Origin of the sequence: Virgibacillus alimentarius, assembly GCF_000709085.1 — a bacterium.
GTDB lineage: Bacteria > Bacillota > Bacilli > Bacillales > Amphibacillaceae > Virgibacillus_B > Virgibacillus_B alimentarius.
Window position 1 is genome coordinate 1 of the sequence record NZ_JFBD01000091.1, and the last position, 22,095, is coordinate 22,095.

A 22,095-nucleotide genomic window follows, 5' to 3' on the forward strand; every position below is an offset into this window, starting at 1 on the left:
AACCGATTTTGTTTATTTGGGGCTAGTTATGTCCCAGCCTCTTTAACATTTCTAACTTAACCAACTACTTCCTTGGTCATTACAGTCATGAATTCATTAAAGAATTGTCTGTAATCAAGCTGAAATGCGATTCGATGCTGCTTTCCTTGGTTTTCTTTAATATTTTCATAAGGACGAATATCAGCAATACTTTGTCCTCTTGCTTCACTATCTATCGATTCTACGATTGTAACAGGTAACGTACGATAAATAAGCATTTTTTCATGAATTGTTGCCATTAATGTAAGCGCATCATGCATTGGACTGCCCTGAATGCTTGGATTTCGTTTTTTGTAAAAATCATAATAATAATCTAATAATGGTTTTACGAGCTCTACTTGGCCACGCTCATCTATATAATTTACCATTTCCGGTGTTACAATTGCTTGTTCCGTAACATTCAGAGGGATGATGGTGACGTTATTCGCATAAGTAAGTACTATATTGGCTGCATTCGGATCAGCATAAAAATTTGCTTCTGAAACAGCTGTAGCATTACCCGGAACCCAGAAGGCACCACCCATTAAATAATAAGCTTTTACCTTATTCATTAAGTTTTGATAAAGTATAAACATGGTTGCCAATGAAGTTAACCTTCCAATATTGACGATAATCAGTTCATCGCCATATTTCTCGATAATTTCAACTACCTCATAAAAATTTTCATTAACGCTCTCATTTGTAACTACTGGGGGTGTAATCGGCCCAAGTCCATATTCACCATGTATTTCAGGAAAGTACGTAGGTTTTCTTCCATGTGTCGGTACCTCAGCTCCAGCATAGATTTTAATATTCTCTGAAACATTTAATAAGTTTTTTACGTAATGTACATTGGCTAATGCATTTTCTCTTGATATATTTCCATAATCTGCAACGATTCCTACGATATCTATTTGATCATTAAGATAGCTGTATATTAAAGCAATTGTGTCATCGATCCCAACATCACCGAATACCAATATTTTTTCTGCCAAACAGCATTCTCCTTCTGTAGAATTTGCCATACTGTTAATTTATTACATGAGAATGTTGTCTCGTGAATATGTAAAAGAGACAGGTTCTACCCTGCCTCTAGCTGTTCCTCATTTATTTTTTTAAATTATAAAATGCGTCAATCCCTGCATATTCGCCCATACCGGAAAGCTCATCTTCAATACGCAGCAGCTGGTTATATTTTGCTACCCGATCAGTACGTGATGGGGCACCAGTTTTAATTTGTCCAGCGTTTGTAGCTACAGCAATGTCAGCAATTGTAGCATCTTCTGTTTCTCCTGATCGGTGTGAAATAACTGCCGTATAGCCTGCTTTTTTCGCCATTTCAATCGCTTCAAATGTTTCCGTCAACGTTCCAATCTGATTAACCTTGACTAAAATGGAGTTACCAACACCTTGCTCAATCCCTTGCGCGAGCTTTTCTGTATTCGTTACAAAAAGATCATCTCCCACTAATTGAACACGATTACCTAAACGGTCTGTGAGGAGTTTATGACCTTCCCAGTCATTCTCATCCAAGCCATCTTCAATTGAAACAATTGGGTATTTATTGACCATTTCTTCATACCATGAAACCATCTCCTCTGACGTACGGACAACCCCTTCGCCTTTAAGGTTATACTTTCCATCTTGAAAGATTTCAGATGAAGCTACATCCATCGCCAATTTAATTTCTTCACCTGGCTTATAACCTGCAGCTTCAATGGCTTCAACAATCGTTTCTAATGCCTCTTCATTCGATTTTAGATTTGGAGCAAAACCACCTTCGTCACCAACAGCTGTGTTGTAACCTTTCGATTTTAAGACATTCTTTAATGAATGGAAAATTTCTGCTCCAGTTCGTAAAGCTTCTTGAAATGTTGGAGCACCAATAGGCATGATCATAAACTCTTGAATGTCCACATTATTGTCAGCATGTTCGCCGCCGTTTAAAATATTCATCATTGGAGTTGGTAATGTTTTAGCATTAAAACCACCTAAATAATTGTATAAAGGAATTTCAAGATAACTTGATGCTGCATGTGCTACCGCCATAGATACACCTAAAATAGCGTTGGCACCGAGATTTCCTTTATTCTCTGTACCATCCAGCTCGATCATTAAATGGTCGATAATATTTTGGCGTGTAATGTCTAAACCTAGTAATTCAGGAGCAATAACCTCATTCACATTTTCTACTGCTTTTAAAACACCTTTTCCTAAATAACGGTCTTTATCACCGTCACGAAGCTCTACTGCTTCATATTCGCCTGTTGAAGCACCACTAGGAACTAATGCAGAGCCGAAAGCTCCTGATTCCGTAAAAACCTCTACTTCAATGGTCGGATTACCACGCGAATCCAATACTTCACGTGCATAAACATCTGTAATATATGGCATTTGAATCTCTCCTCTATTATTTTTTTATTAATGATTTACCTGTCATTTCTTTCGGTTTTTCCAAATGTAATAAATCAAGCAATGTTGGGGATAAATCTGCTAAAATACCTCCATCACGCAGTTCAATATCATCTTTCGTAACAATGACTGGTACAGGATTCGTTGTATGAGCTGTCATTGGTTCGCCTTCAAGTGTTATTACTTCATCCGAATTGCCATGATCGGCCGTAATAATAGCATGTCCACCAAGTTCTATAATTTTATCAACAACTTTGCCAAGACACTCGTCAACCGCTTCAATCGCCTCAATGCTTGGCTCTAATTTCCCGGAATGTCCGACCATGTCTGGGTTAGCAAAGTTTAAAATAATTGCATGATGCTGCTTGGTATCCAACTCTTTTAATAATGCATCCGTTACTTCGTATGCACTCATTTCCGGTTTTAAATCATATGTTGCCACTTTGGGTGAATCAATTAATACTCGCTTTTCTCCTGGGAATTCATTTTCCCTTCCACCACTCATGAAAAATGTTACATGCGGATATTTTTCCGTTTCTGCAATTCGAAGTTGTTTCAGATCATGCTGAGACAACACTTCACCAACTGTATTATCAAGGTTCACTGGATGATAAGCAACATACCCATCAACAGATTCACTAAAATTCGTTAACATAACGAAATCCAAATCTTTTGGGACATGCTCACCACGATCAAAGTCATGAAAGTCCTGATTTGCAAAGGTTCTGGATATTTGAATCGCCCGATCTGGACGGAAGTTATAAAATATAATCGAATCCCCGTCTTCAACCTTTCCAATTGGTTCCCCATCTTTATTTGTAATTACAGACGGGATAACAAACTCATCATAGATTCCGTTCTCATAGGAATCATCTACTACTTCAAATGGATCCATGTAGCTTGGTCCTTTTCCGTAGACCATCGCATCATATGCTTTTTTCACACGATCCCAGCGTTTATCTCGATCCATGGAATAATAACGTCCTGATATTGTAGCAAATTGACCGACACCGTATTCTTTCATTTTATCTTCTGTTTGTTTGATATATTCCTTTGCTGTTTGCGGTCCAACATCCCGTCCATCTAAAAAGGCATGCACATAAACCTTTTCCATGTTTTCTTCTTTTGCAAGTTTTAATAAAGCAAACAAATGATTAATATGGCTATGTACACCACCATCAGATAACAATCCAAAAAGATGTAATGCCTTATTTTTTTCTTTAGCTTTATTTATTGATTTTAAAAATGCTTCTTTTTCAAAGAATTCCCCGTCTTTTATTGACAGGTTCACACGCGTTAAACTTTGATAAACAATTCTGCCAGCGCCAATATTTAAATGACCAACTTCCGAATTTCCCATTTGGCCTTCAGGTAGACCAACTGCTTTTCCGCAAGCAGTCAATTGATTATGGGCATACGTATTCCAATAACGTTCAAAATTAGGCTTATTAGCTTGTTTAACTGCATTTCCCTTTTCTTCCGCTCGAAGACCGAACCCATCTAAAATAATTAATGCTGCCAAATTATCCCGACTCATTTTGTTCCAGCCTCCATTAGTTGTAAAAATGACTCTGGCTCTAGGCTAGCTCCACCTACTAATGCGCCATCAATATCAGACTGTGCCAGTAATTCATCAATGTTTGCAGGTTTTACACTGCCCCCATATTGAATAATAACTTTTTCAGCTGTAGCTTCAGATGTAATTTCTTTCACAACATGACGTATATGTGTACATACGTCACTTGCTTCTTCACTAGAAGCTGTTTTACCTGTTCCAATCGCCCAAATTGGTTCATATGCGATAATCGTTTCCGCAATTTGACTTTCAGATAAGTCTTTTAAAGCTGCTTTCACTTGAGATGCTATATGATTCATTGTCTCATTTGCTTCACGTTGTTCTAATGTTTCACCACAGCAGATAATTGGCGTTAATCCATGCTTAAATGCAGCATGTGCTTTTTTGTTAACACTTTCATCTGTCTCAGCAAAATATTCTCTGCGTTCAGAATGTCCAATAACAGCATGACTGACACCAAGATCCTTTAACATCGATGGACTTACTTCACCTGTAAATGCACCTTTTTCTTCATAATGCATGTTTTGAGCACCAATTTTTAAGCTCGTTCCTTTTGCCTTTTCAACAAGTGATGCTAGAAAAGGAAATGGCGCACACACAATTGCTTCTACATGATCGTTATTTGGTACCTTGTTTGCTGTTTCCACCAAGAATTGATTTGCTTCTGATAACATTTTGTTCATCTTCCAATTTCCGGCGATTACTTTCTTACGCATATGATCCATCACTCCTTCTATTTTTCATCCAGCACTTTTACACCCGGCAGCTCTTTCCCTTCCATAAATTCCAATGAAGCTCCGCCGCCTGTTGATACGTGGTTCATATTATCCGCAAGATCGAACTTTTCAACTGCTGCAGCTGAATCACCGCCACCAATTACAGTATATCCTTCGGTGTTTGCTAAAGCATCAGCAACAGCTTTCGTTCCTCCTGCAAAAGCGTTCATTTCAAATACACCCATTGGACCGTTCCAAATAACAAGTTGTGACTCAGCCACAATCTGACTAAATAATTCACGTGTTTCAGGTCCAATGTCTAACGCTTGCCAATCTACAGGGATTTGGTCAATTGTTACAATTTTTGTATTTGCTGTTTCCGAAAAATCATTAGCCACGACCGCATCTTTCGGTAAAATAAGTCTAACGCCTTTATCCTTTGCCTTTTGCATAAACTTTTTGGCAAGATCGATTTTATCTTCTTCAAGTAATGAGTTCCCAATTTCATAGCCTTGTGCTTTCACAAAGGTGTAGGCCAATCCTCCACCAATGATTAAGTTATCAACCTTTTCTAATAAATAATCAATAACATCAATTTTATCTTTGACTTTCGCACCCCCGATTATCGCTGTAAATGGTCTATCGGGTGCTTTTAGCGCCTTGCTTAAAACATGTATTTCTTGTTCCATAAGAAATCCAGCAACAGCAGGTAATTTATCTGCTACTCCTGTTGTAGAAGCATGTGCCCGATGCGTGGTTCCAAAAGCATCGTTAACAAATATATCGGCCATATCAGCAAAAGCTTGTACTAATTTTGCATCATTTTTTTCTTCGCCGGGATCAAAGCGAACGTTTTCAATTAATAAAATATCCCCTTCACTCATTTTAGAAATTGCTTCATTTACTTCTTTCCCGTGAACTTCATCTGTTTTCAAAACTTCTTTTTCAAGTAGATCGCTTAACCGCTTTGCCACAGGATCTAGACGCAACTCTTCAACCACTTGCCCTTTTGGGCGGCCAAGGTGGCTTGCCAATATAGTAATTGCTCCTTGGTCCGAAAGATAATTAATTGTTGGTAAGACAGCCTTTATACGAGTTTCATCTGTTACTTCACCATTATCCATAGGAACATTTAAATCCACACGGCAAAACACCTTTTTACCTTTCAAATCCAGGTCATGAAGTGTTTTTTTGTTCAATACAAAAACCTCCCTATTAACAACTATGTACAAAAACAATCATAATAGGTTTTCCCAATAAATGCATCCAATAACCATTTAAAATTGAAAATGGAGGAGGAATGCATTCCTCCTCCTCTTATAAAATTTTATAAGCCTTGTTTTTTCATATATGCGGCCAAATCAACGCAACGTGCAGAATAAGCCATTTCGTTGTCATACCAGGAAACGACTTTCACCATATTGTCTTCCAGAATCATATTGGAAAGACCATCAACAATGGAGGAATTTGTATTCCCTACAATATCATTGGAGACAAGTGGAAGTTCACTATATTCTAAAACTCCTTTTAATTCACCTTCAGCAGCTTCTTTAAATGCATCATTTACATCTTCTAACGTAACATTTTTCGTAAGTTCTGCTACTAAATCGACGAGTGAACCATCTGGAGTTGGTACACGAACTGCCATCCCATTTAATTTTCCATCTAATGCTGGTAACACTTTTCCTACTACTTTTGCAGCACCAGTTGATGTTGGAATGATATTTTGAGCAGCTGCACGCGCACGTCTATAATCTTTATGGGGTAGATCTAGAATTTGCTGGTCATTTGTATAAGAATGAACAGTGGTCATTAATCCGCGATTAAGACCGAATTTTTCATGCAGAACTTTTGCTATAGGTGCCAGACAATTTGTAGTGCATGATGCATTTGATACAATATGGTGTTTATCAGCATCGTAATCTTGATGGTTAACACCCATTACCATTGTTAAATCTTCATTTTTAGCCGGTGCGGAAATAATCACTTTTTTAGCTCCTGCATCTATGTGCTTTTGGGCATCTTCCCTTTTAGTAAAACGGCCTGTTGACTCAATAACAACTTCTACGCCTAGATCACCCCAGCCGATATTAGCCGGATCACGTTCAGATAGTACTTTAATCTCTTTCCCGCCAACAATAATATTTGAACCATTTACATTGATTTCTTCCCCTAATTGTCCATGAACAGAATCAAATTTTAATAGATGGGCGAGCATCTCTGCGTCCGTTAAGTCATTTACTGCTACAACTTCTACTTCTTCATTTTTGAGAGACTGACGGAATACATTTCTTCCAATTCTACCAAAGCCATTTATACCTATTTTCACTGACATCTATATTCCTCCTATAATTGAGTTAAATTTTATATATTCAAAGGGAATAATTAAGCCCTTAAAATCGCTTCTGCTACTGCTTCATCCGTAATGAGCAAATCACTTTTGTTTCTCATGAAGTAAGATACGATTGCCTTTGCCTTTGATTTTCCACCTGCTATTGCGATAACCTGAGGAGTAGACGATACATCTTCTAATTGAAGACCTATCGTTCTGACTTTGTGGACAATCTCTCCTTTATTATCAAAATAATAACCAAATGCCTCACTAACGGCATTCTTCTCTTTTAACTCTGCTGTTATGTGTTCTGGCGTATTTCTTCTTGCTGCCATCGTTAAGGCATCACCTATGCCATGTAAAACAATATCAGCGCTTTTTATTTTTTGTAAAACTTCTTTAATTGCCGGCTCATTGATCATTGTTTGATAGGATGTCTCACTTAATGTATCAGGTACATAAAGCAAACGGTAATCACCCTTCGCTTTTCTTGCCATTTTAGCAACAATTGAATTTGCCTGATTTTCCATTCTTTCCCCTATACCACCTCTTGCAGGGACAAATAAACAATCATCTGAAGTTTCTATTGGTGTCATCACATCAGCTACAGCAGCAATTGTTGTACCGCCAGTAACTGCTATTGCAGAGCCGGATTGAACCGTTTGTTTAAGATATGAAACACAGACTTTTCCCATTTCTTGTTTTACCCAATTGTCTTCATCACTATTACCTGGAACGATCAAGGCCTGTTTTATTTGTAATTTATCCTTTAATCGTTCCTGTAAAACACTTACCTTTGAAAACTCACTCATAAAAGGAGCCAGTTGTTCCACTAGCATTTTTCCCTCTTTCGTAATTTGCATTCCTTTTGTTGTCATATGAATAAAACTGTGTTTTTGTAAAAAAGTGACTTCCCCACGCACAATACGTTCGGTCAGTTTTGTATGTTCTGCCAAACCTCTTCTACCAATAGGCTGAAAAAGATAGATATTGCGCAACACAGCATATCTTTGATGCATACTTTCTAATAAGTCGGGATATAATTTTTTCTGCAAGTTAAGTAAGTCATTCATAAGAAAGGCTCCTTTTCACATAGGGACATCTTTGTCCCAAATAAAATTACGATGTCCCACATGATTCAAAAAAATAGACATCATTTCACGTTGTCTATTTTTATTATAGCAAAGAGATACAATTCTTCAACAAATTTGATTGCATAGATTTTTGTTTACACATGTTCTTGGATTACACGATTTAATGTTTCAAAACTTATATTTCTGCAATCAAGCTGCCTACCATTTATATCAATAACAGGGATGTTCAGCTGATAAGCTTCCAACCAAGTTTCATTTGTATCAATATTTCTTTTATCCACTACAAATGGATAATCATTTCGAAGCAAGGTTAACAATGCTTCTGCATCTTCGCATAACGGACAGTTTTCCTTGGTATAAAACTTTATTTGAAGCATATTTTAACGCCCTCTTTCTATATTTCACAGTGTATAGTACCATCTTCCATTTTGCTGTTCTCGTTGACATTCTCCCCGGTTTCTTAAATATTCAAGGTGGGCAAGTGTCTCCCCAATAGCAAAACGCATTTCATGTACGGTAAGTTCCTTTTGAAACAGTTTCCCACAAATATCATAAACGGTATCACCCTGATGATCTAGGAATGATAATGTTTGTGCAAGTCGTTCCTCATGGTGTCCTTTGATTTCATCAATCCTTCGATTTGCTCCATGAAACGGTTTGCCATGAGAAGGAATGACTAAATCAGCATCCAATTTTTTTATTTTATCCAAAGATTTTAAATATGTATCCAGCGGATCTTGGTTACCATGGAACCAATGCGAGATATTCGGTGTAATCTTTGGCAATATATGATCGGTTGAGAGCAAAACATTTTTATCTTTATTATAAAATGTGATTAAACCGTCTGAATGCCCAGGCGTAAAGATTACCTCATAATTATATTTACCAAGAGGAACTAATTCACCTTCTTGAAAATAATGATCCACGTTTGGATAAGGTGTTACTGCTTCAATAAATTCTTCAGTATTGCCAGTCATTTTACCAGCCATTTCATTCGGAATCCCTGCAAGTGTATAGCTGTTGCGAATGCTTTTGATCGTATCTTCCTGCCAAGCTGTAAAACCGGCATTCACATCAATCTCACTCATTGAGAGACGAGCGTTTACCTTTCTTTGTAATCCTCCGGCATAACCAAAATGGTCTGGATGGTAATGCGTAATATATATATTTGAAACTATTTTTCCTTCCAATTCTTTTTCCCATCTCAAGATGGTTTCCTTGTTATTTAATCCAGTATCAATAATCGTCCATCCATTTTCACCTTCTGCCATAAAACAATTTACATGGTTAAGGCGAAAAGGCAAATCAAGCTTGATAAGTTTTAATCCATACGCTTCTAACATATATTCCTCACTGCTCACTTTCCTATTATATTTGATATTAAGAAGCCTCTTCCAAACTAGCTTCAAAGAATGTATCCACTTTTTTAATATATTCATCTTTGTTTTGTTTGTAGGCTTTTACATGACCTTCCCCATCAGGAAGCCATAATTTAAATTTTTCCGGATTTTTCTCAGCCATTTTTTTGCTTTCCGTATATGGAATCGCATCGTCTTCCTTATTATGGATAAAAAGTACTCGTCTTGGGGCGATGTCTCCCAATACAGAAATAGGACTGGCGTTTTTTGGATCCAGATCAGAAATCATAGGTACTAACGTCAAAATTAGCGGTGTGAAAGGAAAATTTGGCAAATTGGACCAGACTGGTAAATTGACTTTTAGATACTCCTCTAAGTCACTAAACGGACTATCAGCAACCACACCAATGACATCTTCTGCTTGAGAAGCGGCAAGTAAAGATGTCGAAGCTCCCATCGAGATACCAAGTAAACCGATTGGTTCATCATACCTTTCATTGACGTAATCAATTGCACCAAGCAAATCAAATTGTTCTTTTGCACCAATTGTTGACATATCGCCATCTGATTCTCCAGCATAACGAAAATCAAACATAACAACACGATACCCTTTGTCTAAAAGGTCTTTTGCCATGGAGAGATATGGTATATGGTCTTCATACCGATTCCCTTTATAGCCGTGCGAAAAGATTACTGTCATTTTTGGTGTCTCCTCCGGTTTCAGTACCCAGCCAGATAACTGCAGCCCATCTCCCCTACTGCTAAACTCAATATCTTCATAAGCCATCCCGTAATCACTAGGCGATTGCTCAATTGTTTTTTTTTCAGGATGTGTCATACTATACCCGACGAAAATAGATATTCCAACACACACAATAAGGGTTAATATAATCATTGCACCAAAAATAAGACTTACGGTTTTCTTCCTATTTCTTTTTCTTGATGAATGCTCCGTTTGATGTACTTTTTCTTCCAACTGATCACCTTCTTTCATTCACGTCATTCAATTGCTTTAAGGCCTACCGCTCCAGCAATGATGCAACATAAGAATAGCATTCGCTTCCAGCCCGCTGATTCTCTAAAAAAGAAAATACCTATTAATACTGCTCCTGCTGCTCCTAAACCTGTCCATATCGCATAGGCCGTACCAAGTGGTATATCTCGCATCGCAAGTGACAAAAACAAAAACCCGCCTGAAAAAGATAGGATCACCATTAACAGCCATTGAAGCGATTTTTTTGAAGATAAATATTGATGAACATCACTCCAAAAATTTCACCGAAACTGGCAATAACCAGATACAACCAAGCCAATTTATCCCCCCCTATGTATGACTGTTTCCTTTTTCGCTTCGGTTGTTGTAAACTTAATACCAATAACACCTATTATAATTAACCCAATAAAAAATAGTTTTGCAACAGAAAATGCTGCACCAAAAATAAGAAAGTCAATTAAAACAATTGCAGCAGCTCCTGAACCGGTAAACACAGCGTAAACAGTCCCTGTTGGTAATTGTTCACTTGCTTTCACAATAAAATAAAAACTCAAAATAATAATAAAAATAGTACCAATCCACTCCATCAATGAATCAGAATATTTCAAACCAATGACCCAGAATACCTCGACAATAGCAGCAAAAAGAACATAAAGCCAACCCAAATCTCTAAAGCCTCCTATAATAATACTATTTCAAAACTACCTTACTATTTCGATAAGAGCAACTTATTCCTATTTTTCACTTTATCATATCACCAATTTGCCCATAATAATATCGTTCACAGAATGTTCATTGCTCTTCTTGGCACCGCCTGTTAAAATCATGTTAGAAATTGTTTTAGTTTGTTAAAAATCGATTAATGATTGAGAGGTGAAACATTCATGCTACCTATTGATCGTCAAAATCAAATTAAAAAACTAATAAAAAAGAAACAGACATTAAAAATTTCCGAGCTAAGTGAAATGCTTGATGTATCTGAAATGACGATCCATCGGGACTTAAGGCCATTGATTGAGTCTGGAGACGTCATTAAAACTTTTGGTGGTGTAACCATTGCTCAAAAACACAAATCATCTGCGAATCCCGAGGAATGCACCGTATGCCAACGTTCTATCAACGAAAGAATGGCTTACAGGCTTATTCTGCCAAATAATCAAGTTGAGACTGCATGCTGTGCCCACTGTGGACTTCTTAGACATCGTCAGTTAAATGAGCAAGTTGTTCAGGCATTATGTTATGATTTTCTGAAACAAACCACAATAAGTGCACCTTTGGCATGGTTTGTCATGGATACTTCCCTTCATCTGGGCTGCTGTCAACCACAAGTTTTACCATTTGAGTGGAGAGATCATGCGGAAAAATTTGTTCATGGATTTGGAGGTAACGTTTATCCATTTCATGAAGCGCTGGAAATTGTCTTTAAAAAGATGAATGAGGGTAATGTGAATCCTTGTCAACACCATTAAAGAAAGGAAGTCATAAATGAGATTCATAAAATTTTTTGCCTTTATTTTTATCCTGTTCCTCGCTGCTTGCGGCGGTGAAGACATTGAAACAAATATGTCTGAAGAGGTTGCAGATTTTGAATTTACAACACAAGATGAAAAAAAATTAAGTAATAAAGATTTAGAGGGCGAATGGTGGGTAGCAGATTTCGTCTTTACAAACTGTACGACTGTTTGTCTACCAATGACCTCAAACATGTCCATTTTACAAGATAAATTAAAAGAAGAAGACCTAGATGTTCAGCTTGTTTCCTTTAGTGTTGACCCTGAACATGATACACCGGAAGTGTTAAGGGACTACGCCAAAGAATATGAAGCCGATCTTGATAACTGGACGTTCTTGACAGGATATGACTTTCAAACCATTAAAGAACTTTCTATTAAATCTTTTCGTTCTCTCTTAGCGGAACCCCAACCCGGGGATGATCAAGTGACACATGGAACAAACTTCTTTCTGATTAATCCAGAGGGAGAAATCGTAAAAAAATATGATGGTGTGGATAAAAAGGAAATAGAAACAATTGTGGAGGATTTAAAGGCTGTGCTCTAACATGAATAAAAACAAGGGGGAAAAGAAGAATGAGACGGAAAATATGGATATTTCTTTTTGTTCTCATGCTAATGCTATTAGCCGCATGCAGTGATAATCATTCAGACGAAACAAAAGAAGAAACAGAGGAATTAGCAGAACTGAAAGTTGATTTCGCTTTGCCTGAATCTGCAGAAGTTGACGAAGAAGTCGAGTTAAAAGCTATTGTTACTTATGGTGACGAAAAAGTGAAAGATGCAGATGAAATGGAATTTGAATACTGGAAGCAAGGAAATGAAGACGATAGCACTACAGTTGAAGCACAAAATAATGAAGATGGAACATATACAGCGAAAGTAAGCTTTGAAGAAGATGCTGTTTATGAAATCTATGCACATACAACAGCAAGAGATTTACACACTATGCCAAAAAAATCGATAGAAGTAGGAAATGCGATTGCCGATGAACATGATGCTCATGACGAACATGGAGATCATGAGCACGAGAATGCTGATGGCCTTCACATGCATTTCATGGAGCCTGAAGAGGTCAAAACAGATGAGGAAGTAGACTTAATCACACATTTACAAATGGATGATGAGCCTATTGAAAAAGCAGATGTTCAATACGATATCTCTAAGAAAGACGAATCGGATAATCAAGAAACAGCGGAGGCAGAAGAAACAAAAGCAGGTGAATATAAAGCAACACATACTTTCTCAGAAGCAGGCTCTTATACGATACAAATTCATGTTGAAGATGATGATGGAGTAAAAGAACAAGAAGAATATAAAATTGAAGTAAAATAAAACTTTTAAAACCCAAATCAGAACAATGATTTGGGTTTTTTGATCGATTTATTCAGGTACCTATCCAAGCATGTAGTCAGAAAGGAAGACTATTTACTTTATACGTAAGAATAATCCCTAATTTATGCATTATCATCATCGAAAGTCCAGCTGCAATTTGATCAAATTTTGTATTAAAAGGAGGCGGAAGTAATGCAACGGGGTCAGACGGACCTGCAAAACAAAGTCCTGTGGTTAATTCATTTAGAAATGGATTGGTCATTCCATCCATGAAAGCATATACAATGAATATTACACATGCTGGCATTATTAAAAGACTGCTTAAAAATGCATATCGCTTCTTTTTCTTTTTAGGTAGCTGTCTGTTTGCCGTACCTGCAATTGGCCACCACATAATAACAGCCAGTATAAATAATATAATTCCATAAACTTTATGAATTGCTGGATATTTAGATAGTAGTGTTAACACAAAAGGCATGTGGTAAAAAAAGAATAATATAGCGAAGATACACAGAGTGATGAACGGAAGGAATAAAATAAATTTCTTTTTTCTCAAATTTATTTTTTTTCTCATATATTCAATGATTTGGCTAGGTATTCCCAATAAAAATAAAGGAGGAATAATAAAATAAATGATACTCATCTGAATCATATGCAAACTGAATGAAGCATGGCTAACACCCGCAAAAGGACTTCCAAGAGACAAATAAACTAAACACAAACAGAGAACAAAAAGGGATGATTGCTTTTTTTTCAGATTCATCTTCATCCAATATTTAATCAGAAAGAAATAAAAACAGGCAATTGCGACTAAGCCAATCAACCATGGTATATTCCACTGCATGTGATCTTCGAGCAATACTTCATACATCATTTGTATCCCTCCAAAATCAAACCTATCATTGTATCAAATTCACACCCAACGATTTATCATCTATTTATTCTATGCAAAACTGGAATAAAGTGTGATTGGGAAGGGTTAAAAAATACAGGAAGAGACCTAGTAATGGACGCCCCTTCCTTTTACATTCTACTCTCTGTATCCGGTATTTGCCTTCACCTTTACTTCTGCATATCTTCTGGGATCTCTTTCTTTTGATAAAACTGTTCCTAGATATCCCCCTAAAAATCCAAGTGGTACTGAAAACAATGCGGGATTTGTAAACGGGAATATAGGATCTCCGACAAACATTGCCTCTCCTGGCACGGGAGAAAATACATTTGGACTTAATATAACAAGTACAAGAGATACTATTAATCCAGTCAACATTCCAGTAACTGCGCCACTTGTATTAAATCTCTTCCAATAGATCGTATATAAAATAACCGGTAAATTGGCACTTGCAGCAACACAAAATGCTAATGACACGAGAAAAGCAACGTTTAGATTTTGGGCAAATAATGCTAATATAATCGAAAATACAGATACTCCAAACGATGCATATTTTGCAGCAAGCATTTGATCTCGATCTGAAATCTTACCTTTCTTAATAATTTGACCATACACATCATGGGCAAATGCAGATGCACCTGATAAAACGAGCCCTGCTACAACAGCAAGAATCGTAGCAAATGCGACTGCTGATACAAATGACAATAAGAAATCTCCGCCAAGCGCTTCAGCCAGCAGTGGTGCAGCCATGTTTCCCGCTGTATTTGCAGATGTAATGGCTTTTGAACCCACAAACGCAGCCGCTCCAAAACCAAGAAAAACAGTTAAGACATAGAAAATGCCAACAACCCATGTAGCAGTAATGACAGAACTTCTTGCTGTTTTCGCATCTTTAACAGTAAAGAAACGCATTAATATATGTGGTAAACCAGCTGTTCCTAATACCAATGCGATCATTAGTGAAATCGTACCAAGTGGATCTGTGTACTTAAGTCCGGGTTTCAAGTAGTCTGCACCATGTTCTGTAACCGTTTTCATCTCACTGAACATGTAAACAAGATTAAAGTTAAATTTAGCTAATACCATAAATGAGATAATGACGGTTCCAAGCATTAATAAAAGTGCTTTAATAATTTGTACCCAACTTGTAGCTGTCATTCCGCCAAACAATACATAAATGGTCATCATTACGCCAACAATTAAAACAGCAACCCAATAATCTATGCCAAACAATAACTGAATAAGTGCACCTGCCCCAACTAACTGAGCAATCATATAAAAAATAACGATAACAATTGTATTTAAAGCAGCTGCCCCCCTTACTTTTTTTGCGTCAAAACGTGCATTTATCATATCAGCAAGTGTATATTTTCCAAGATTTCTCAAAGGTTCGGCTACTAAAAAAAGGACAACAAGATAAGCAATTAAAAATCCAATACTATAGAAAAATCCATCAAATCCATTCAGTGCTATAGCTCCTGCAATACCAAGAAAGGAGGCAGCGGATAAATAATCACCTGCAATTGCCAACCCATTTTGCCATCCCGTTAACCCGCCTCCAGCAGTGTAAAAGTCACCTGTTGATTTTGTTCTTTTTGCGGCCCAATATGTAATAACTAAGGTGCCTGCTACAATAAGAAGAAAGAAAAAAATCACTGTTGCATTCATGAATCGATTCCTCCCTTATCTAGCTGTTCCTCGATTATTTCATTTGATTTTTTATCAAAAACAGCTGCTTTTCTAATGTAGATAATAGATAGCACCCAAGTCATTACAAACTGCGCAAAGGCATAAACCCAAACCCACGTAATATCCCCAATTACTGGTGTGTTTAAAATAGTTGTATAGGACGTTAATATCGGTAACATAAAATAAAATACAATAAAGAAAATTGTAAACGGAATAATAAACTTTTTCCTTTCATTCATTAATTGTTTAAATTTTCTACTTCTAGCAACTTCTTCATAGTCTGGCGGGTTACTTACGCTTCTTGCTAATTCTTTTTCCAATAATACCAACTCCTATCTTCATCATTTTAAATGATTTGTTGTGATTTAGTATATCAATATAGATACATATTTTCAAAATAATTCGGAAATTATTATATATTTAAAAAATATAGAAAACATCAGTTATAAACTTTATTAGATAAGAATTATCCATCCGTATGCCTTACAAAAATTCAAGCTTTAGTATTAAAAAAGGTCTGCCCCTCTGCAAGGGACAGACCGTTCCAGTTTATAAAGTAACTGCAGTTACTTTATAAATATCTTCTAATTCTTTTAGTAATTCAAGTCCTGTTTGCTCTACCTGTTTATCGACTGTCAACATCATGATCGCATCACCGCCAACATCTGATCTTCCTACTTGCATTGTTGCTATATTTATATTATCTTTTGCAAGTGTTGTTCCCACTCTGCCGATAGCACCCGGCTGGTCTTTATGATGGACTAATACCATGTGGCCTTCCGGTATAACATCTACTCGATAATTGTCTACTTTGATAATACGGGCTCCATAGCCATTTAATAATGTTCCTGCTACTTTTCTTGTTTCTGATTTGGTTTTAACTTCTACCGTAATTAAATTTGTGAATCCTTTTGTAGTAGAAGTTTTATTCTCATTAATGATAATACTTTTTTTCTCTGCTAAGTATGCTGCATTTACGTCGTTTACATGATCCCCTAAGTAACGTTTTAATACGCCTTTCACAGTATTGCGTGTTAATGGTGCTACTTCTAATTCAGAAAGCTCTCCAGCATAGTATATATTAATCTCTTCAGCTGCTTCTTCTACAAGACGAGCTAGAAATGCACCTAATTTCTCAGATAAATGGAAATATGGTTCAATTTCGCTCATAATGTCTTGTGGTACAGCAGGCAGATTTACTGGATTTTGTGGTACTCCGCCTGACAGAATGTTTACAACGTCACGACTAACATCGATTGCTACATTTTCTTGCGCTTCTACAGTACTGGCACCAAGATGTGGTGTAGCAATTACCTCAGGAAGTTCAAGTAATTTATGATTACTAATAGGCTCTTCTTCAAATACATCTAATGCCGCACCAGCTACCTTCTTAGCCATAATTGCTTCATACAATGCATCCTCATCAATAATACCACCACGTGCACAGTTGATAACTCGTACAGAGTCTTTCATTAAGTCAAATGCATCTTGATTAATGAGATGTTTCGTTTCTTTCAAGAGAGGCGTATGAACAGTGATAAAGTCAGCTGCTTTTAGCACTTCTTCTATCGTTCCACATTCAATTCCCATATTCTCTGCTTTTTCTTCTGTTAAAAAGGGGTCATAAGCAATCACATTCATCCGCTGTCCTTTAGCTCTCGTAGCTACCTCTGCACCAATTCTGCCAAGCCCTACAATTCCTAAAGTTTTGTTTTTTAGCTCCACTCCCACATGTGACTTACGATCCCACCGTTCTTGTTTTAGAGCGTAGTAGCTTGAGGAATTTTGCGCGCCAAAGACATAAGCATCGCCATTGTGTGTTCTGCTGCGGAGTTTGTATTCCCATCAGGTGCATTCACAACAATAACACCAGCTTCAGTTGCTGCCTCCAAATCAATATTGTCAACACCGACCCCAGCTCGTCCGATTACTTTTAACTTTTCTCCATGTGCAAATACTTCCTTTGTTACTTGCGTTTGACTGCGTACTAATAATCCGTCAAAGTCTTTTATCCTCTCAAGCAACTGATCATTTGTCAAATCTGTCTCCATTACTACTTCGATGTTATCCGCCTCTCGTAAAGGGAATATACCATCTTCACTTAAAGGATCACTAATTAAAATACGAAATGTCATTGTTGACTTACCTCCTGTTTTAAATAGCATTCTTGGGCCGCTGCTACTCCTTGACCAAGTGTTACATCCTTGCCTAATTTTCGTAAGCCCAATTCCATTAAACCAATGGTTTGTATTACATCTGCCGGTGAACAATAACCCATATGACCAATTCGAACAATCTTTCCTTTTAGGTGTTGCTGGCCACCAGCCAACTCCAATCCAAATTCCTGTTTCACCTGTTTACGTAACATCTCTCCATCAAAATCTTCTGGTTGAATAGCTGTTACCGTAGGTGATGCAGTCGCGTCAGATGTCAGAAGCGAAATATCAAGCGCTTTAAAAGCGTTACGAGTCATTTCCATCATTATTTGATGCCTTTGGAAAACTTGTGCTAATCCCTCTTTTTCCATTAATGCTAAAGCCTGTTCAAGTCCAAACAACAAAGACAGTCCTGGAGTAAATGGTGTTGAAGCCTCATTTAAACTTTTTCGGTATTTATTTAAGTCTAAATAGAAACGTGGCTGCTGATTTTCCTCTATTACTTCCCAAGCACGCTCACTAACTGCAATAAAAGTTAGTCCTGCAGGTAACATCATAGCTTTTTGTGAACCAGTAACAAAGACATCAACACCCCATTCATCCATCTTTGTTTCCACTCCGCCAACACAGGAAACACCGTCTACTACCATTAGAGCTTTTGAATTTTCATGTACGACATTGCTAATTTCCCGTATCGGATTTAGCACACCTGTTGATGTTTCACAATATGTCGAAAAGACTGCTTTAATTTGAGGATTGTTTTTCAGATAATCTTTCACGATCTCAGGTTGAACAGCATCTCCCCATGTGATATCCAAACGGTGTACATTCAATTGATAAGATTCGCAAATTTTAGCAAAACGATCTCCAAATGCACCCGTTACAATAACAAGTACATCATCGCCAGCTTGAGCAGTATTTACCACTGCAGCTTCTAAGCCAGAAGTACCACTACCCGTAATGATAAGCACATCCTGCTCTGTTCCAAATACAGGAGATAGTTTTGGTTTGATTCGCTGAAGGAGTTCTTTCGTCTCAATCCCCCGATGACCGATCATCGGTTGACTTATTGCCCGCTGAATACTCGGCGGTATAGGTGAAGGCCCTGGAATACGCAGTATATTCGTATCTTGTAGCATGATTAATCCCCTCTCAATTTTAGAAATCAAATACTATAAAAAATAAAAAAGCCCTTTCGCCCTTAATAGCTTAAGCTAAGGGGCGAAAAGGTTTCATTTTTCGCGGTACCACCCTTTTTTTACTGCATATGAATCCTATACGCAGTCTTCATTGGATTTACGATAACGGCCAGGTTGCCGGACAAACCTACTGTATGGTTTCAATTTGTCTATTCCGAAGTGCCGTTCACAAAAAGAATACACTGATTTACACCATCCATCAGCTCTCTAAAGTATCTCATTTTCATGAACCTATCTTCATCTTTATAGTTATTTATGAAATTGCTATAAAATAATAAATTTTTTAATTAATAATAATAATCATAGCAAAATTTCATTTATTGTCAACATATTTTGATATAATAATTTGAAAGAAAGAATTTAAATCGGTTGCTCAAATAAGTTCACACCTTCTTCCTCTTATATAAGAGTTTCATATTTCACCAGTTATTTAAATACTCTTTTCCCATCTATTTAATCAACTTAATTTATAAAGTAGCCCTAAATTTTATATATTTGTACATTTAACTGATTCTATATACTTCTTTATTCTTTAATTCTCTGCGAAGTATTTTTCCGCTGATTTTTGTTTTTGGTAACTTATCCAGCACTTCAATTTCTCTAGGAGCTGCATGTGCTGATAGATTATAGGAATAGTAAAACTCCTATCAGTCCTACTAATAGGAATTTTATGACATAACGTTTTCTAAAAATCCCTTTTTCAAGCATTTTACCCTCTCCTTTTTCTATAAAATAATAAATAAAAACCCTCTTCCTAAGAAGAGGGGGAAAAACTATTCTCTCTTCTCATCTACTAGGAAATATCCTGCAGGAATTAGCACCTTCATAAACTATTTAATCTAGCCTATGGGTTGCCGGGTATCATCGGGCCAGTCCCTCCACCACTCTGGATAAGATTTATTTAATTTTATTAACTAATGATAATTCAGAGTCTATCACAAGGATTTATTTCTGCCAACACTGTTACTGTAAAAATATGAATATTTGTATATAAGGTCATGCATAATCTAGAGAGCTTTGAAGAAATTCTGTTCATCCCAAATAACGATGATAAAGTGTTTTGGCTTCCGATATATTCTTCGTTCCATGTATAAGTGTACGACCATCCTGAAATAGAACGAGCCGCTTTTTTTCAACTGTAAAAGAAAGCAGAAATGGGTTTTGTTCTACCTTCCCCATAGATGACAATGTCTGAGCTATCGTTTCTAAATCACGTTTTTCTTTTTTGGCCGGACGAATTTGAACAGAATCTCTTCCACAAAGCACAGCTGATTTTGTTTGATTTTCATAATCAAGGAATGGGTACGTAGGATGAACGCCGCAGGAGGTGCAATCAGCTTTTCTTAAACTAGAAACATTGATTTTTGATTCTTCGTTTTTCCAAAGATCAAAGGATACTAATTTTTCTCTTCGTGCGCCCCAATCTTCTGTAAGTATTTTTAGTGCCTCGGCTGTTTGATACACTACGACCATATTAGCTGCAGGACTGATGATCCCCGCGGTATCACAGGTCAGTCCGCCAATAGGCACAGTTTCCATCAAACAATGTAAACATGGTGTTTGATTTGGAATAATTGTAAAACTAATACCATAGCTCCCGACACAAGAGCCATAAATCCAAGGCACCCCATATTTCTGTGAAATATCATTAATAATCATCCGAATATCAAAATTATCGGTAGCATCTATTATTAGATCAACATTTTCTATTAAGCTTTCAAATTCTTGCGGATCGACATCTAAAATATGGGCTTCTATTTCTACCTCAGAATTAACTTGTTGGAGCCGCTTTTTGGCAGCAATTGCTTTTGGTATACGCTCTATTGCGTCTGATTCAACAAATAGCTGTTGTCGTTGTAAATTACTCCATTCAACATAATCGCGATCCACTATCGTTATTTTTCCAACACCCCCGCGGACAAGTGATTCCGCATTACCTGTGCCAAGAGCCCCTGCTCCCACGAGTAACACATGCTTTTTTTTTAGTCTTCTTTGTCCCTTTTCACCAATCGGAGCGAACAGCGTTTGTCTGGAATAACGATCATTCATCCGATACTCAGCCCTTCCATTGGACTGCTTGCTGTTGCTGTTCGTTTTTTAGGAATTCTTCCAGCTTCATAACCTAAGCGGCCCGCTTCAATTGCGAGTTTCATCGCTTTAGCCATTTTTACTGGGTCATCTGCAGCAGATACCGCTGTATTTAGTAACACAGCGTCAGCTCCTAATTCCATCGCTATTGCAGCATCAGCAGGAGAACCAATACCAGCGTCGACAATCACTGGAACCTTTGTTTGTTCAACAATAAAACGTAAATGAAGCGGATTAATAATTCCTTGACCTGATCCAATTGGTGAAGCTCCCGGCATGATCGCATGGGCACCAAGTTCTTCCAGTCTTTTAGCAAGCACAACATCATCAGAAGTATATGGCAGAACTGTAAAACCTTCTTTGAGCAGTTCCTCTGTTGCTTTTAATGTTTCCACAGGATCCGGAAGCAACGTCTTATCGCAACCAATAACTTCTACTTTGATCATATCGCAAAGCCCTGAGGCTTGAGCTAGTTTAGCATGGCGTACTGCTTCTTGAGCTGTTTTTGCACCAGCTGTATTTGGTAGCAAGTTAACTTTATCTAAATCTATTTTTTCAAGAAAATTAGGTTGACTTGGTTCATAAATGTTCATGCGCCGGACAGTAAATGTTAAAATTTCAGATTCTGATACCTCTACGGCTTGTTTTTGAATATCAAAATTTGGATATTTTCCTGTTCCTAATAGTAATCTGGAATGAAATTGTTTATCGTTAATGGTTAGCAT

At 37.1% G+C, this 22,095-nt stretch carries 20 protein-coding genes, 2 pseudogenes, 1 riboswitch and 1 other annotated feature; of the genes and pseudogenes, 3 read left to right on the plus strand and 19 right to left on the minus strand.

The window, feature by feature from the left end; genetic code table 11:
* Positions 1–56 precede the first annotated feature (56 nt).
* The 12 genes and pseudogenes from GZ63_RS0113540 to GZ63_RS0113595 form a co-directional block, all read right to left on the minus strand.
* Positions 57–1,013: a nucleoside hydrolase gene (locus GZ63_RS0113540; protein WP_029270432.1), complete on the minus strand. Its 957-nt coding sequence runs from the start codon at positions 1,011–1,013 to the stop codon at positions 57–59.
* A 112-nt stretch (positions 1,014–1,125) separates the two neighbouring features.
* Complete coding sequence (gene eno, locus GZ63_RS0113545; RefSeq protein ID WP_029270434.1) at positions 1,126–2,412, minus strand: phosphopyruvate hydratase; 1,287 nt, start codon at positions 2,410–2,412, stop codon at positions 1,126–1,128.
* Between the two features lie 16 nt (positions 2,413–2,428).
* Entirely contained in the window at positions 2,429–3,967 is a 1,539-nt protein-coding gene (gpmI, locus tag GZ63_RS0113550) for a 2,3-bisphosphoglycerate-independent phosphoglycerate mutase (protein WP_029270436.1), read from the minus strand.
* Positions 3,964–4,722 (minus strand): triose-phosphate isomerase, encoded by a 759-nt coding sequence (tpiA, locus tag GZ63_RS0113555; protein ID WP_029270438.1) that lies wholly within the window; start codon positions 4,720–4,722, stop codon positions 3,964–3,966. Before tpiA ends, gpmI begins: the two co-directional genes overlap by 4 nt.
* A gap of 17 nt (positions 4,723–4,739) precedes the next feature.
* Positions 4,740–5,921 carry a phosphoglycerate kinase gene (locus GZ63_RS0113560; RefSeq protein ID WP_029270440.1) on the minus strand — a complete coding sequence of 394 codons (1,182 nt, stop codon included), beginning with the start codon at positions 5,919–5,921 and terminating at the stop codon, positions 4,740–4,742.
* Positions 5,922–6,049: 128 nt separating this feature from the next.
* Complete coding sequence (gene gap / locus GZ63_RS0113565; protein ID WP_029270442.1) at positions 6,050–7,057, minus strand: type I glyceraldehyde-3-phosphate dehydrogenase; 1,008 nt, start codon at positions 7,055–7,057, stop codon at positions 6,050–6,052.
* A 50-nt stretch (positions 7,058–7,107) separates the two neighbouring features.
* Positions 7,108–8,127 carry a sugar-binding transcriptional regulator gene (locus GZ63_RS0113570; protein WP_029270444.1) on the minus strand — a complete coding sequence of 340 codons (1,020 nt, stop codon included), beginning with the start codon at positions 8,125–8,127 and terminating at the stop codon, positions 7,108–7,110.
* A 155-nt stretch (positions 8,128–8,282) separates the two neighbouring features.
* Complete coding sequence (locus GZ63_RS0113575) at positions 8,283–8,525, minus strand: glutaredoxin family protein (protein WP_029270446.1); 243 nt, start codon at positions 8,523–8,525, stop codon at positions 8,283–8,285.
* Between the two features lie 24 nt (positions 8,526–8,549).
* Positions 8,550–9,557, minus strand: coding sequence for an MBL fold metallo-hydrolase (locus GZ63_RS0113580; protein WP_318842389.1), 1,008 nt, complete (start codon positions 9,555–9,557; stop codon positions 8,550–8,552).
* Entirely contained in the window at positions 9,529–10,482 is a 954-nt protein-coding gene (locus tag GZ63_RS0113585; protein WP_029270450.1) for an alpha/beta hydrolase, read from the minus strand. Before GZ63_RS0113585 ends, GZ63_RS0113580 begins: the two co-directional genes overlap by 29 nt.
* Positions 10,483–10,505: 23 nt before the next feature.
* Positions 10,506–10,819 (minus strand): annotated as a pseudogene (locus GZ63_RS16855) (DMT family transporter).
* Between the two features lies 1 nt (position 10,820).
* Positions 10,821–11,165: a DMT family transporter gene (locus GZ63_RS0113595; RefSeq protein ID WP_029270451.1), complete on the minus strand. Its 345-nt coding sequence runs from the start codon at positions 11,163–11,165 to the stop codon at positions 10,821–10,823.
* Between the two features lie 219 nt (positions 11,166–11,384).
* Between GZ63_RS0113595 and GZ63_RS0113600 the strand changes: the two genes are divergently transcribed.
* From GZ63_RS0113600 to GZ63_RS0113610, 3 genes are read left to right on the plus strand one after another with little or no spacing between them, the layout of a single operon-like run.
* Positions 11,385–11,969 carry a DeoR family transcriptional regulator gene (locus GZ63_RS0113600; RefSeq protein WP_029270453.1) on the plus strand — a complete coding sequence of 195 codons (585 nt, stop codon included), beginning with the start codon at positions 11,385–11,387 and terminating at the stop codon, positions 11,967–11,969.
* A gap of 16 nt (positions 11,970–11,985) precedes the next feature.
* Entirely contained in the window at positions 11,986–12,558 is a 573-nt protein-coding gene (locus GZ63_RS0113605; protein WP_029270455.1) for an SCO family protein, read from the plus strand.
* Positions 12,559–12,587: 29 nt separating this feature from the next.
* Positions 12,588–13,346: a FixH family protein gene (locus GZ63_RS0113610; protein ID WP_029270457.1), complete on the plus strand. Its 759-nt coding sequence runs from the start codon at positions 12,588–12,590 to the stop codon at positions 13,344–13,346.
* Positions 13,347–13,422: 76 nt separating this feature from the next.
* On the opposite strand, the gene GZ63_RS0113615 is transcribed toward GZ63_RS0113610, so the two are convergent.
* From GZ63_RS0113615 to GZ63_RS0113650, 7 genes and pseudogenes are all read right to left on the minus strand, one after another.
* On the minus strand, positions 13,423–14,220 hold the full coding sequence (locus GZ63_RS0113615) for a cytochrome c oxidase assembly protein (RefSeq protein WP_029270459.1): 798 nt from the start codon (positions 14,218–14,220) through the stop codon (positions 13,423–13,425).
* Between the two features lie 156 nt (positions 14,221–14,376).
* A complete protein-coding gene (locus GZ63_RS0113620; protein ID WP_029270461.1) occupies positions 14,377–15,906 on the minus strand; it encodes a solute symporter family protein in 1,530 nt (509 codons plus the stop codon).
* Complete coding sequence (locus tag GZ63_RS0113625) at positions 15,903–16,247, minus strand: DUF485 domain-containing protein (RefSeq protein WP_390337342.1); 345 nt, start codon at positions 16,245–16,247, stop codon at positions 15,903–15,905. The genes GZ63_RS0113620 and GZ63_RS0113625 overlap by 4 nt, the downstream gene beginning before the upstream one ends.
* Positions 16,248–16,476: 229 nt before the next feature.
* A pseudogene (serA, locus tag GZ63_RS16860) lies at positions 16,477–18,062 on the minus strand (phosphoglycerate dehydrogenase).
* On the minus strand, positions 18,059–19,222 hold the full coding sequence (locus GZ63_RS0113635) for a pyridoxal-phosphate-dependent aminotransferase family protein (protein ID WP_029270465.1): 1,164 nt from the start codon (positions 19,220–19,222) through the stop codon (positions 18,059–18,061). Before GZ63_RS0113635 ends, serA begins: the two are co-directional and overlap by 4 nt.
* A gap of 75 nt (positions 19,223–19,297) precedes the next feature.
* Positions 19,298–19,535 (minus strand) — a binding site (T-box leader).
* 530 nt (positions 19,536–20,065) lie between these two features.
* A riboswitch (SAM riboswitch) is annotated at positions 20,066–20,179 on the minus strand.
* Positions 20,180–20,314: 135 nt separating this feature from the next.
* Entirely contained in the window at positions 20,315–21,331 is a 1,017-nt protein-coding gene (locus tag GZ63_RS0113645; protein WP_029270467.1) for a thiazole biosynthesis adenylyltransferase ThiF, read from the minus strand.
* Positions 21,328–22,095, minus strand: coding sequence for a thiazole synthase (locus GZ63_RS0113650; protein ID WP_029270469.1), 768 nt, complete (start codon positions 22,093–22,095; stop codon positions 21,328–21,330). The genes GZ63_RS0113645 and GZ63_RS0113650 overlap by 4 nt, the downstream gene beginning before the upstream one ends.

Bases quoted from the DNA above. Each gene is read 5' to 3' on its own strand.
- eno (WP_029270434.1), bottom strand. From the start codon at position 2,412: ATGCCATATATTACAGATGTTTATGCACGTGAAGTATTGGATTCGCGT.
- gpmI (WP_029270436.1), bottom strand. From the start codon at position 3,967: ATGAGTCGGGATAATTTGGCAGCATTAATTATTTTAGATGGGTTCGGT.
- tpiA (WP_029270438.1), bottom strand. From the start codon at position 4,722: ATGCGTAAGAAAGTAATCGCCGGAAATTGGAAGATGAACAAAATGTTA.
- gap (WP_029270442.1), bottom strand. From the start codon at position 7,057: ATGTCAGTGAAAATAGGTATAAATGGCTTTGGTAGAATTGGAAGAAAT.
- GZ63_RS0113570 (WP_029270444.1), bottom strand. From the start codon at position 8,127: ATGAATGACTTACTTAACTTGCAGAAAAAATTATATCCCGACTTATTA.
- GZ63_RS0113575 (WP_029270446.1), bottom strand. From the start codon at position 8,525: ATGCTTCAAATAAAGTTTTATACCAAGGAAAACTGTCCGTTATGCGAA.
- GZ63_RS0113600 (WP_029270453.1), top strand. From the start codon at position 11,385: ATGCTACCTATTGATCGTCAAAATCAAATTAAAAAACTAATAAAAAAG.
- GZ63_RS0113605 (WP_029270455.1), top strand. From the start codon at position 11,986: ATGAGATTCATAAAATTTTTTGCCTTTATTTTTATCCTGTTCCTCGCT.
- GZ63_RS0113610 (WP_029270457.1), top strand. From the start codon at position 12,588: ATGAGACGGAAAATATGGATATTTCTTTTTGTTCTCATGCTAATGCTA.
- GZ63_RS0113615 (WP_029270459.1), bottom strand. From the start codon at position 14,220: ATGATGTATGAAGTATTGCTCGAAGATCACATGCAGTGGAATATACCA.
- GZ63_RS0113620 (WP_029270461.1), bottom strand. From the start codon at position 15,906: ATGAATGCAACAGTGATTTTTTTCTTTCTTCTTATTGTAGCAGGCACC.
- GZ63_RS0113635 (WP_029270465.1), bottom strand. From the start codon at position 19,222: ATGCTACAAGATACGAATATACTGCGTATTCCAGGGCCTTCACCTATA.
- GZ63_RS0113645 (WP_029270467.1), bottom strand. From the start codon at position 21,331: ATGAATGATCGTTATTCCAGACAAACGCTGTTCGCTCCGATTGGTGAA.
- GZ63_RS0113650 (WP_029270469.1), bottom strand. From the start codon at position 22,095: ATGCTAACCATTAACGATAAACAATTTCATTCCAGATTACTATTAGGA.